The organism is Saccharopolyspora galaxeae, from assembly GCF_016526145.1.
Classification (GTDB): domain Bacteria; phylum Actinomycetota; class Actinomycetes; order Mycobacteriales; family Pseudonocardiaceae; genus Saccharopolyspora_C; species Saccharopolyspora_C galaxeae.
This window is the reverse complement of record NZ_JADDUE010000006.1, coordinates 1-12281: the sequence shown is the minus strand read 5'-3', so window position 1 is coordinate 12281 and position 12281 is coordinate 1. Positions and strand designations below refer to the sequence as shown.

General features: G+C 72.0%; 12 protein-coding genes. 9 read left to right on the top strand and 3 right to left on the bottom strand.

The annotated features are described in order from the left end of the window. The first annotated feature begins 4 nt into the window (after positions 1-4). The 3 genes from INP57_RS14890 (at position 5) to INP57_RS29585 (ending at position 2826) form a co-directional block, all read left to right on the top strand. Positions 5-1030 carry a family 2 encapsulin nanocompartment cargo protein polyprenyl transferase gene (locus tag INP57_RS14890; RefSeq protein ID WP_200070831.1) on the top strand — a complete coding sequence of 342 codons (1026 nt, stop codon included), beginning with the start codon at positions 5-7 and terminating at the stop codon, positions 1028-1030. Positions 1031-1258: 228 nt separating this feature from the next. Beyond that, a complete protein-coding gene (locus INP57_RS14885; RefSeq protein WP_200070830.1) occupies positions 1259-2470 on the top strand; it encodes an amidohydrolase in 1212 nt (403 codons plus the stop codon). Positions 2471-2580: 110 nt separating this feature from the next. Further along, on the top strand, positions 2581-2826 hold the full coding sequence (locus INP57_RS29585; protein ID WP_200070829.1) for a zinc ribbon domain-containing protein: 246 nt from the start codon (positions 2581-2583) through the stop codon (positions 2824-2826). 1 nt (position 2827) lies between these two features. Here the strand turns inward: INP57_RS29585 and INP57_RS14875 are convergent, their stop codons facing one another. Beyond that, positions 2828-3601 (bottom strand): DUF1295 domain-containing protein, encoded by a 774-nt coding sequence (locus INP57_RS14875; RefSeq protein ID WP_200070828.1) that lies wholly within the window; start codon positions 3599-3601, stop codon positions 2828-2830. Then, a complete protein-coding gene (locus INP57_RS14870) occupies positions 3598-4884 on the bottom strand; it encodes an SAM-dependent methyltransferase (protein WP_233627628.1) in 1287 nt (428 codons plus the stop codon). The genes INP57_RS14875 and INP57_RS14870 overlap by 4 nt, the downstream gene beginning before the upstream one ends. A 123-nt stretch (positions 4885-5007) precedes the next feature. Between INP57_RS14870 and INP57_RS14865 the strand changes: the two genes are divergently transcribed. The 6 genes from INP57_RS14865 to INP57_RS14840 are packed head-to-tail and all read left to right on the top strand — an operon-like array spanning position 5008 to position 10301. After that, positions 5008-5652 carry an alpha/beta hydrolase gene (locus tag INP57_RS14865; protein ID WP_200070826.1) on the top strand — a complete coding sequence of 215 codons (645 nt, stop codon included), beginning with the start codon at positions 5008-5010 and terminating at the stop codon, positions 5650-5652. After that, positions 5649-6908, top strand: a complete 1260-nt coding sequence (locus INP57_RS14860) for an NAD(P)/FAD-dependent oxidoreductase (RefSeq protein ID WP_200070825.1) — start codon at positions 5649-5651, stop codon at positions 6906-6908. Before INP57_RS14865 ends, INP57_RS14860 begins: the two co-directional genes overlap by 4 nt. Beyond that, entirely contained in the window at positions 6905-7660 is a 756-nt protein-coding gene (locus INP57_RS14855; protein ID WP_307850092.1) for a DUF1365 domain-containing protein, read from the top strand. The genes INP57_RS14860 and INP57_RS14855 overlap by 4 nt, the downstream gene beginning before the upstream one ends. Continuing rightward, positions 7657-8895: an SAM-dependent methyltransferase gene (locus tag INP57_RS14850; protein ID WP_200070824.1), complete on the top strand. Its 1239-nt coding sequence runs from the start codon at positions 7657-7659 to the stop codon at positions 8893-8895. Before INP57_RS14855 ends, INP57_RS14850 begins: the two co-directional genes overlap by 4 nt. A gap of 51 nt (positions 8896-8946) precedes the next feature. After that, complete coding sequence (sigK, locus tag INP57_RS14845) at positions 8947-9549, top strand: ECF RNA polymerase sigma factor SigK (protein ID WP_200070823.1); 603 nt, start codon at positions 8947-8949, stop codon at positions 9547-9549. Further along, positions 9546-10301, top strand: a complete 756-nt coding sequence (locus INP57_RS14840; RefSeq protein ID WP_200071129.1) for an anti-sigma factor — start codon at positions 9546-9548, stop codon at positions 10299-10301. The genes sigK and INP57_RS14840 overlap by 4 nt, the downstream gene beginning before the upstream one ends. 152 nt (positions 10302-10453) lie before the next feature. Here INP57_RS14840 and ilvD read toward each other — a convergent pair whose 3' ends face one another. Next, the gene (gene ilvD / locus INP57_RS14835) at positions 10454-12145 is read right to left on the bottom strand and encodes a dihydroxy-acid dehydratase (RefSeq protein WP_200070822.1); all 1692 of its coding nucleotides are present in this window, start codon (positions 12143-12145) and stop codon (positions 10454-10456) included. Between the last annotated feature and the right edge of the window lie 136 nt (positions 12146-12281).

The following is a 12281-nucleotide window of genomic DNA, read 5'->3' as shown; positions in this document are numbered from 1 at the left end:
GCGGATGAGCACGGGAGTCGACGGCGTGCCCGACACCCTCGCGGCCGGGCGCGCCCTGCTGGACCCCGCGCTGCGTGCGGCCGTGGGCACGCTGCCGGAGTCGATGAGCCGCATCGTCGGTCACCACTTCGGCTGGTGGGACGAGCACGGCGCACCGGTGGAGGCTCCGGCGGGCAAGGCGATCCGGCCGAACCTGGTGCTGCTCTCGGCGCGTGCCGTCGGCGCGGACGCCGAGGCGGCGCTGCCCGCGGCGGTGGCGGTGGAGCTGGTGCACAACTTCTCACTGCTGCACGACGACGTGATGGACGGCGACCTGACCCGCAGGCACCGGCCCACGGCGTGGCGGGTGTTCGGTTCGGGTGCGGCGATCCTCGCCGGTGACGCGCTGCTGACGCTGGCCGCGGATGTGCTCACCGCCAGCGGGCACCCGGCTGCGATGTCCGGGTTGCAGGAGCTCAACAGCACGGTGCTGAACCTGGTGGACGGGCAGAGCGCGGACATGTCGTTCGAGCGCCGCTCCGATGTGGCGCTGCCGGAGTGCTTGACGATGGTGAGCGCGAAAACGGCTTCGCTGCTGGGTTGCAGTTGCGCGCTCGGCGCTTCGTTCGGCGGTGCCGGGCCGGAGCGGGCGCAGCGGTTGCGGCGCTTCGGCACCCGGCTCGGCCTGGCGTTCCAGCTGGTGGACGACCTGCTGGGCATTTGGGGCGATCCGGAGGTGACCGGGAAACCGGTGCATTCGGACCTGCGGAACCGGAAGAAGTCGCTGCCGGTGGTGGCCGCGTTGAACTCCGGCACCGCGGCGGGCGGCGAACTCGCCGAGCTCTACGAGCGCGCCACCGAACTGTCCGAAAAGGACGCGGTGCGGGCGGCCGAGCTGGTGACCGAGGCCGGCGGCCGGGAATGGTGCCTGCAACGCGTCGAGCGGTGCGAGCGGGAGGCGCACGAGCAGCTGCGGCTGGCCGACCCGGCACCGGAGGTGGCGGCGGAGCTGTCCGGCTTGACCAGGATGCTCACCAGCAGGAAGTACTGAAACCGCGGGTGGACCGTTGCCGCCGGTACCGCCGCGGGTCCGGCCGGTTCGCGCAGTGCTGCGGCCGGAGCGGTCCACGACGGATGGCCGCGAGGAGCGGACCTCCACCGGCGACCGCGTCCTGCGACCGTCCGCTCGGCCCCGCCGCGTGTCGCGTCGCTCTCGCGCACGTTGCAAGCAGCACGACGCGATCCGAGACTTCCGGGCAGTACCGCCGGAAGGAGCAACATGAGCGACCTGGAAAGCCGCTACGTCGACCTGCACCGCAACCCGGAGCTGTCGTTCGAGGAGCACCGGACCGCGGGCATCGGGGCGGACGCCCTGCGCGCGGCCGGGTGCGAAGTCACCACCGGGATCGGCCGCACCGGCGTGGCCGGGGTCCTGCGCAACGGTGCCGGGCCGACCGTGCTGCTGCGCGCCGACATGGACGCGCTGCCGGTGCGGGAGGAGACCGGGCTGTCCTACGCCAGCACCCGGGTCGCGACGAATTCGCAGGGCATCGAGGTTCCGGTGGCGCACGCCTGCGGGCACGACATGCACGTCACCTGGCTGCTCGGTGCGGCGGAAAGCCTTGCCGCGAGGCGGGATTCCTGGTCCGGCACGATCTTGTTCGTGCTCCAGCCCGCGGAGGAGGCCGGCGGCGGTGCGCGCGCGATGGTCGAGGACGGGCTGTTCGACCGCTTCGGCACCCCGGACGTGGCGCTCGGCCAGCACCTCGCGCCGATGCCCGCCGGGCACGTGCTCACCCGCTCCGGCCTGGCCATGTCCGCCAGCGACACGCTGCACGTCCGGCTGTTCGGCCGCGGCGGGCACGGGTCGCGGCCGGAGGCGACGGTCGACCCGGTGGTGCTGGCGGCTTCGACGGTGCTGCGGTTGCAGACCGTGGTGTCCAGGGAGATCGGGGCGACCGACGCGGCGGTGGTGACCGTCGGCGCGATGAACGCGGGAGCCAAGGAGAACGTGATCCCGGACGAGGCGGAGCTGCAGCTGAGCATCCGCTCGTTCGCCGAACCGGTGCGGGAGAAGGTCAACGAGGCGGTGCGGCGCATCGTGCGTGCGGAGTCGACGGCGTCCGCGGCGCCGCGCGAACCGGAGATCACCGCCACGGCCTCCTACCCGCCGACGGTCAACGACGAAGCGGCGACCGAGGCGCTGACCGCGCGGTTCCGCGAGGAGTTCGGGCCGGACCAGGTGCGCGACGGCCCGCTGATCACCGGCAGCGAGGACTTCGGCGAGTTCGGGCGCGCCGCCGGAGTGCCGTCGGTGTTCTGGTTCGTCGGCGGCATCGACCCGGCGCGGTTCGCCGCGGACGGCACGCTAGCGCCCGGGCCCGACGTCCCGTCGAACCACTCCGCCCAGTTCGCCCCGACCCTGCACCCCACGATCGACACCGGCGTCCGCACCTTGGTCACCGCAGCCCTGTCCTACCTCAGCAACTGACCTCCGCAAGCAAGTCGATCCGAGTGAACGGCCTGTTCGTCCGACTAGATTGGTCGAACGGGCCGTTCACCGTCGGCGAACCGGTGCGGGCCGGGCAGTAGGCTAGTGTCGTGTTCATCCTTTTCGGACTTCGGCGGACCGCGCGGCGACTCGGCGTGCCGCTGCTGCTGTGCCACGCCTGCGGCGGGCAGTACGCAGCCGTGCTGGACCGGGTGGTCACGAAGTTCACGGTGTTCTTCATCCCGCTGTTCCCGGTCCGCGTCCGCCGGACGCTCACCTGCACCCGCTGCGCCCGGACGGCCACGATCTCCAAGGCCGAAGCCGCCCGGTTGCTGCGGGAGTCGCCGCGCGGCTGACTCACCGCCGCGGCGGGAGGGGGAGGAAACCGCTGGTGCGCGCGACGTAATCGGCGTAGGCGGGACGGCGTTCGGCCAGGCCGCGTTCCAGCATCGGCTTGCCGGTGCCGCGCGCGAGCAGCCACGTCATCAGCACCGGTGAGAGCACGGTCGCCACACCGAGGAAGCTCTGGCACGCCAGCAGGTACAGCCCCCACCACACGCAGGCGTCCCCGAAGTAGTTCGGATGCCGCGTGTAGCGCCAAAGCCCGGTGTCGAGCACCGCGTTCTCGTTGGCGGGGTCCGCTTTGAACCTGCGCAGCTGCCGATCCCCGACCGCCTCGAAGACGAAGCCGATCAGCCACACCGAGCCGCCGAGCACCGCGAACACCGCCGCGCCCGGCAGCGCGGGCTCGGCGGCCACCGCGGCCTGCACGGGCAGCGAAACGAACCACAGCACGACGCCCTGCACGAGGTAGACCCGCACGAACATCAGCACCCCGACGCGATCGCCGTAGCGCTGCGCCATCTCCCGGTAGCGGCGGTCTTCCGGCTTCCCCGCGTTGCGGGTGTGCAGGTGCACCGACAGCCGCACACCCCACACGGCGGTGAGCGCCACGACGGCCCACCCGGCCGGGCTTCCGGCTCCGAACGGCGCGGTGACCAGCGCGATCACCGCGAAACCGGCACCCCAGACGCTGTCGATCGTGTCCCAGCGCCCGCGCAGGCGGGCGATGCCGTAGCTGGCCAGGACCGTGGCCAGCGCGGCCAGCGGTGCGGCGGCGAACGGGCTCATCGCACACCCTCCAGCACGGTCGAGCGCCCGGCGACGGGCAGCCCGCTGCGTCCGTCCACAGTGGGCCGAACGGCGAGGATCTGGTTGACTCCCATGCGGTTCTCCTCGAACGCGAGTCCGCCGCCCGCCAGGTACAGCCGCCACACCCTGGCCTGCTCCGGCCCGACCAGCTCGACTGCGGCGTCCCAGTTCTCGTCCAGCGTGCGCGCCCACGCTTCGACGGTGCGCACGTAGTGCTCCCGCATCGCCTCCACGTCCCGGATCTCCAGCCCCGCGTCTTCCAGCAATCCCAGCGTGCGCCCGACCGGCACCATGCTCATGTCCGGCGCGATGTAGGACTCGATGAACGCGCCGCCGCCGGGCGCGGTCCCGGCGCGGGACATCTGCTGGACGAGCACCCGCGCACCGGGCCGCGCCAGCCGGTGCAGCGCGGCCGCGTAGATCGGGTACTGGTCCGTGCCGACGTGCTCGCCCATTTCGATCGAGGCCACCGCGTCGAACGGCTCGACATCCCGGACCTCCCGGTAGTCCTGCAGCCGCACGTGAACCTGGCCGCACAGCCCCGATTCCTCGATGCGCTGCTGCACGTGCCCGGCCTGCTGCGCCGAGAGCGTCACGCCGGTGGCGTGCACCCCGTAGTGCCGCGCGGCGTGCAGGATCAGCGAACCCCAGCCGCAACCGACGTCCAGCAGCCGCATCCCCGCGGTTAGCCCGAGCTTGCGGCAGATCAGATCGAGCTTGGCCCGCTGCGCCTCGGCGAGCCCGCCGTCGCCGGTGAAGTACCCGCAGGAGTAGGCCATGCTCGGATCCAGCAGCAGCTCGTAGAACTCGTTGCCGGTGTCGTAGTGGTGCGCGATCACCGAGCGGTCCCGGCGGCGGCTGTGCAGCGCACCGCTCGGGCGGGCCTCGCTGGCGGGCGGCTTCGGCCGCGGGCCGATCGCGCCGAGCGCGACGGCCTCGCCCAGCATCCGCCGCCACGCCGAAGGCCCGAACCGCGGCTTGGCCACCCGCTGCTCGCGGAACGCCGCCCAGCAACGGCGCAACCCTTCCGCGAGATCCCCTTCCACGTCGAGATCGCCGGAGACGAACGCCCGCGCCAGCCCGAGCTCACCCGGGCTGAACAGCAGATGCCGCAACGCGCGCCGCCTGCGCAGCACCACCCGCGGCCCGCTGCGCGGACCGGCGGTGCTGCCGTCCCAGGCCACCACGCCAACCGGCAACGGCACTCCCACGAGGTCCCGCAGCACGCCTTCGATCCGTTCCGCAGCCTGCCGAGCACGCAACACGCACACCTTCCCCGAGCGTTTCGATCGCGGGTGGTTCGGAGCCCGCGGCGCCCCGGACGGCTCGCTGTGATCCATCCGACAACGACCAGCCCGAACGCCCGGCGGCTGCGAACAACGGGTATGCAATCCCCCAAGCTGCGGGTCCTGCGCTCCCGCGCGGACACCCCCGGCACGATCGTGCTGGTGCTGCACGGCGGGCGGGCCACCAGCCACGCCCCCGCACGCGGCCACCAGCTCGCCTACCTGCGGATGCGTGCCGTGGCGCGGTCGCTGCACAGCGCAGGCGCCGGCTGCTCCGCGCAGGTGTGGCTGCTGCGCAACCGCTTCCGGGGCTGGAACGAACCGGACCTGGACGCCGTCGCGGACGCGCGCTGGGCGCTGGAGCGGATCCAGCGGGAGCACCCGCAGGCCGGGATCGTGCTGGTCGGGCACTCCCTCGGCGGCCGGGTCGCGCTGCGGCTCGCGGGCGAGCCCGGTGTGCGCGGGGTCTGCGCGCTGGCTCCGTGGGTCGAGCAGGACGAACCGGTCGAGCAGTTGCGCGGAAAGCCGGTGCTGATCGCGCACGGCGACGAGGACCGGGTGACCTCCGCGGCCGCGTCGGCCGACTACGCGGTGCGCGCGCGGCGGCAACCGGACGCGCCAGCGGTGACCTACCGGCGAGTTCCCCGCTCGGGGCACGCCATGCTCCGGCGCAGGCCCGAATGGGACGCGCTGACCAGGCGGTTCGTCCGCGCGCTGCTCGCGGGCGAGGAGCCGGTGCGATGACCGGGACGGTAGCCGTGATCGGCGCCGGAGTCTCCGGCCTCACCGCCGCGCACCTGCTGCGGCGGCGCTACGACGTGCTGCTGTTCGAGGCCGACGACCGGCTCGGCGGGCACGCGCACACGCACCGTCTGACCACTTCGGACGGCCGAGTGCTGCCGGTGGACAGCGGGTTCATCGTGCACAACGAACGGACCTACCCGAATCTGCTGCGGTTGTTCGGCGAACTCGGGGTGCGCACCCGCGAAACCGAGATGTCGATGAGCGTGTCCTGCGACGGCTGCGGGCTCGAGTACGCGGGCGCGAAGCGCGCAGGCGGGCTGTTCGCCCAGCGCGGCAACGCTTTCCGCGCCCGCTACCTGCGGATGCTGGCCCAGGTCCCGCGCTTCCACCGGTCGGCGAACCGGCTGCTGGACGCTCCCGGCGCGCAGGCGGACGAGGTCACCCTCGGCGATTTCCTGAGCACGCAGGGATTTTCCCGCTACTTCGTGGACCACTTCGCGCTGCCGCTGGTTTCCGCGGTGTGGTCGGCGGATTTCGCCACCAGCGCGCGCTATCCGGCGCGGTACCTCTTCGAGTTCCTGCGCCATCACGGCATGTTGTCGGTGTCCGGCTCGCCCACCTGGCGCACCGTCGAAGGCGGCTCGCGCGAGTACGTTCAGCGCGCAGCCGCAGGTTTGTCCACAGTGCACACCCCGGTCCGCGCGGTGCGCCGCGCGGAGGACCACGTGCAGATCCGCGACGAAGCCGACCGCACGCACCTGGCCGACCGGGTGGTGCTGGCCACGCACGCCGACCAGGCCCTGGCGCTGCTGGCCGACGCGACCCCGGCGGAGCGGAAGGTCCTCGGCTCCTTCGGCTACTCCGAGAACGAGACCTGGCTGCACACCGACCCGGCAGTGCTGCCGCGCAGCGGCGGCGCGCGGGCGTCCTGGAACCACCACAAGCCCAGCTGCGCGGCGGATCCGGGGCACGTGCTGGTCAGCTACGACATGAACCGCCTGATGCGGCTGGCCGAACCGGCGGACTACCTGGTCACGCTCAACCCGGCAGGCCGGGTCCGTCCGGACCGGACACTCGCCCGGATGCACTACCGGCATCCCATCTACACGCCGGATTCCGTTGCAGCGCAACGCCTTCTTCCGGGGCTCGGGGACGACCGCACGAGGTTCGCGGGCGCCTACCACGGCTGGGGCTTCCACGAAGACGGCTGCGCCAGCGGCGTCCGGGCCGCCGAAGCGTTCGGAGCGGGGTGGTGACCGTGCCCACCGCCCCGGTGCGCTGCGACGCCCCAGCGCTCTACGACGTCACCGTCTCGCACACCCGGCACGGCGACGTGCCGAACCGCTTCCGGCACCGGCTGCACACCTGGCTGGTCGACCTCGACGAACTGCCGCGGCTGCCCAGGTGGCTGCGGCCGTTCGCCCGCTTCGACGCACGCGACCACCTCGGCGATCCGGACCGCAGCATCCGCGCGAACGTGGACCACTGGCTCGGGCTGCAGGGCATCGACCTGCGCGGCGGCCGCATCCTGATGCTCGCGCACGCCCGCGTGCTCGGGTACGTGTTCAACCCGATCACCGTGTACTGGTGCCACCGCCCGGACGGCGAGCAGGCGTGCGTGGTCGCCGAGGTGCACAACACCTACGGCGAGCGGCACTGCTACCTGCTGCACCCGGACGCGGAGGGCCGCGCCGAGACCGGCAAGCACTTCTACGTCTCCCCGTTCCTGCCCGAGAACGGCCACTACGAGATGCGGATCCCTCCGCCCGGCGAGCGCGTCCACGTGCGCATCCGATTCCGCGACGAGTCCGGCCCGCGCCTGACGGCCGTGCTCACCGGAAGCCGAAGGCCCGCGACCGTGCCGGCGATCGTGCGCGAGCTGCTGCGCCGCCCCCTGCTCCCGCACCGCGTCGCCGCGCTGATCCGGCGGCACGGCATCGCGCTGTGGCTGCGCGGAGTTCGCATCGCGCCCCGAAAGCCGCACGTCCACCAGGAAGGCATCCGATGAGCACCGCCCTGCACCAGCCCACCAGCACCCCACCGTGGGAAGCGCTCGAAGCCGCGCCGGACTCGCCCGCCCGCGCCTACCTGGCCGAGAAGCTGTTCCGGCACGCCGTGCGCGACCTGCCGGTGCAGATCGCGCTGGCGGGCGGCGAACGGCTCGGCAGCGGCGGCGCAGGATCCCCGCTGATGCGGATCACCGATCCGGCCGCGTTCTTCCACCGGCTCGGCGCCGACTCCAAGATCGGTTTCGGCGAGTCGTACATGGCGGGCGAATGGGAGAGCCCGGAACCCGCCGACCTGCTCACCCCGTTCGCCGAACGGCTCCCGCGGCTGGTGCCGAAACCGCTGCAAGGCCTGCGCCGGTGGGTCGACCCGCCGAAGCTCGCCGCGGAGCGCAACACCGCCGCGGGTTCGCGGCGCAACATCGAACGGCACTACGACCTGTCCAACGACGTGTTCGCCGCGTTCCTGGACGAGACGATGACCTACTCGTCCGGCCTGTTCGCGCCCGGCAGGGACCTCGCAGCGGCCCAGCGGGCGAAGCTGGACGCGGTACTGGACCTCGCCGGGGTCGGTGCGGACACGCGGCTGCTGGAGATCGGCACCGGCTGGGGCTCGCTCGCGCTGCGCGCGGCCGAGCGCGGTGCGCAGGTCACGACGCTGACCCTGTCCACCGAGCAGCGCGAACTCGCGCAGAAGCGGCTGGCCGAAGCGGGCCTCGCCGACCGCGTCGACGTGCAGCTGCGCGACTACCGCGACGCCGAAGGCGGCTACGACGCGATCGTCAGCGTCGAGATGATCGAAGCAGTCGGCGCCGAGTACTGGCCCGGCTACTTCCGCGCCCTGGACCGGCTGCTCGCGCCGGGCGGGCGCATCGGGTTACAGGCGATCACCATGCCGCACGACCGGATGCTGGCCTCGCGCCGCTCCCGCACCTGGATCCACAAGTACATCTTCCCCGGCGGCGAACTGCCCTCGCTGCAGGCGATCGAGCGATGCGTGCGCCGGCACACCGGCCTGCGCGGTATCGAACGCCACTCCTTCGGCCCGAGCTACGCCACGACCCTGCACACTTGGCGCAACCGGTTCATCGAGAACCGGGAGCGGATCGCCGAGCTCGGCTTCGGCGAACGGTTCCGGCGGATGTGGGAGTTCTACCTCGCCTACAGCGAAGCCGGATTCCGCTCCGGCTACCTCGACGTCTGGCAGCTCGGTTTCGGCAAACCGCCGGCGGCCTGAACACTGCCATGACCGGGCGGTCGCGACCGCGGCCAAGAAGGGACCCAGCAGATGCCAGAACTCCCGCAGCACGGACCCCGGCGGGTGCCACCACCCGCCGACGACGGAGGTCCGGACGCGCAAGCGCTCATCGCCGAAGTCGCCAAAGGCGATGAACGCGCCTTCGAGCAGCTCTACGAGCTGATCGCGGGTTCGCTGTTCGGGCTCGTCCAGCGCATCGTGCGCGACGCCGCGCAGTCCGAAGAAGTCGCTCAGGAAGCGCTGGTCGAGGTGTGGCGCACCGCCACGCACTACCGGCCGGAGCGCGGCAGCGTGCTGACCTGGGTGCTGACCGTCGCGCACCGCAAAGCCGTGGACCGGGTGCGTTCGGCGCAGGCCGGGCGGGACCGCGAGGCCCGCGTCGGAGCCCGCGACCAGGGCAGGCCGTTCGACGAGGTCAGCGAATCCGTCACCACGCGGTGGGAGCAGCGGCAGGTGCGGCGCTGCCTGAGCACGCTCACCGAGCTGCAGCGCGAGTCGGTGCTGCTGACCTACTATCGCGGCTACACCTACCGGGAAACGGCCGGGCTGCTGGAAGCTCCGGCCTCCACCATCAAAACGCGACTGCGGGACGGGTTGATCCGCCTGCGCGATTGCCTGGGGGTGGGCCGATGAGCACCGACCTCGCCACGCTGACCGGCGCATACGCCGTGGACGCGTTGCCCGACGACGAACGCGCCGAGTTCGAGCTGCACATGGCCGGCTGCGAGGACTGCCGCCAGGAGGTCCGCGAGCTGCGCGAAGCCGCGGCCCGGCTCGCCGCCACCGAGCAATCGGGTGTTCCGGACGGCCTCAAGCAGCGGGTGCTCGCGGAGGTCGCGCAGACCCGGCAGGACCCGCCGCCACCGGCACCCTTGGCTCAGGCGCGGGCGCGGCGCAAACCCTGGGGCGTCCGGCTGGCCGCGGTCGCTGCGGTCCTCGGGATCGCACTGGCCGGCGCGTTCGGCGTGCTCGCGCTGCGCGCGCAGCAGGAACTCGCCGACACCAAGGACCGGATGATCGCCGCGGGCGCTCGCGGCGACGAGATGTCGCAGGTGTTGCAGGCACCCGACACCCGGGTGCTGAACTCGGCCGGTCCGTCCGGCTCGCGGGCCACCGCGATCGTCTCCCAGCAGATGGGCAAGGCGATGTTCATGACCAGCGGGATGGCTCCGGCGCCGAGCGAGCACGACTACCAGCTCTGGTTCATCGGAGCGGACGGTGCGACCCCGGCCGGGCTGCTGGAGCAGGGTCGCGGCGACGGCACCGAGCCGATGATGGCCGCGATGCCCGCCGGAACCGCCACGCTCGGCGTCACCGTCGAACCGGACGGCGGCTCTCCGGCACCCACCACACCGCCGATCATGACCGTGCCGCTGGCGACCTGACCGATCCCGAGTGAAGGACCCGGACCCATCGGGTCGAACGGGTCCTTCACTCGGATTCTCGGTGCGGAGTGCGGGGCGTTCTGCGGTCCCGGCATCTCCGAGTCAGCCGCCTCTCGAGTCAGCCGCTTCTCCGAGTCAGCCAGGTCGGCGAGTCAGCACACGGCGCCTTCGGCCGCGGAGCCGACCAGGCGGGCGTACTTGCCCAGCACGCCGTGCCGGAACCGCGGCTCCGGCGCGGTCCACTCCCGCCTCCGGACGGCGAGTTCGTCTTCGTCGACGACCAGGTCCAAGGTCCGGGCCGCGAGATCGAGGTGGATGCGATCCCCGTCGCGGACCAGCGCGATCGGCCCACCATCGGTGGCTTCCGGCGCCACGTGCCCGATGCACAGCCCGGTCGTGCCGCCGGAGAACCGCCCATCGGTCAGCAGCAGCACGTCCTTGCCCAGCCCAGCGCCCTTGATGGCTCCGGTGACCGCGAGCATTTCCCGCATCCCCGGACCACCGCGCGGCCCCTCGTAGCGGATCACCACCACGTCGCCGGGCTGCACGGTCCCGTTGCCCACCGCGTCCATCGCGTCCTGCTCACCGTCGAACACCCGCGCAGTGCCCTCGAACGATGCGGTGTCGAAACCGGCGCTTTTGACCACGGCGCCTTCCGGAGCCAGCGATCCGCGCAGGATCGTCACGCCCCCGGTCGGGTGCAGCGGGTTCGACAACGAGTGCAGCACGTCGCCGTCGAGCTCCGGCGGGTCCAGCTCGGCCAGGTTCTCCGCCACGGTCTTGCCGGTGACGGTCATGCAGTCGCCGTGCACGAGTCTCGCGTCCAGCAGCGCCTTCATCACCACCGGAACCCCGCCGATGCGGTCCACCGCGGGCATCACGTGCCGACCGAACGGCTTCACGTCGGCCAGGTGCGGGACCCGGTCGCCGATCCGGTTGAAGTCCTCCAGCGTCAGGTCGACATCGGCCTCCCGCGCGATCGCCAGCAGGTGCAGCACCGCGTTGGTCGATCCGCCGAACGCCATCACGACCGCGATGGCGTTCTCGAACGCCTCCTTCGTCATGATGTCCCTGCTGGTCAGCCCCTTTTGCAGCATGCCGACCACGGCCTGGCCCGCGTCCCGCGCGCTGGCGTCCCGCCTGCGGTCCACCGACGGCGGGCTCGCCGACCCCGGCACCGACATGCCCAGCGCCTCCGCGGCGCACGCCATGGTGTTCGCGGTGTACATCCCGCCGCAGGCGCCCTCGCCCGGGCAGATGGCGCGCTCGATGCGATCCACCTGGTCCTGGCCGATCAGTCCGCGAGCACACGCACCGACCGCCTCGAACGCGTCGATGATGGTGACCTCTTGGTTGTCGACCTTGCCGGGCATGATCGACCCCGCGTAGACGAAGACGGACGCCAGGCCCAAGCGCGCGGCGGCCATCAGCATTCCCGGCAGGCTCTTGTCGCAGCCCGCGAGCAGCACCGAGCCGTCCAGCCGCTCGGCCTGCATCACCGTCTCGACCGAATCGGCGATGATCTCCCGGGACACCAGCGAATAGTGCATCCCGACGTGTCCCATCGAGATCCCGTCCGAGACGGAGATCGTCCCGAATTCCATCGGGAAGCCGCCCGCAACGTCGACGCCTTCCTTGCCGGCTTGCGCCAGTCGTTGCAGCGACAGGTTGCATGGCGTGATCTCGTTCCACGAGGACGCGACACCGATCTGCGGCTTCGCGAAGTCGTCGTCCTGCATCCCCAACGCCCGAAGCATCCCGCGCGCCGGCGCGCGCTCCATCCCGTCGGTGACTTCGTGGCTGCGGGGTTTGAGGTTCGCCTGGTGCGCTGCTGGGTTGCTCATCCCGCCGAGGATAGTCCTCGGTGGCTGTGGTTTCTCGGCCCCGGACAGCAGAAGGCCCCGGAACCGTGGTTCCGGGGCCTTCCCCATTTACGAGTATTGTCGGCGGTGTCCTACTCTCCCACACCCACACAAGTGC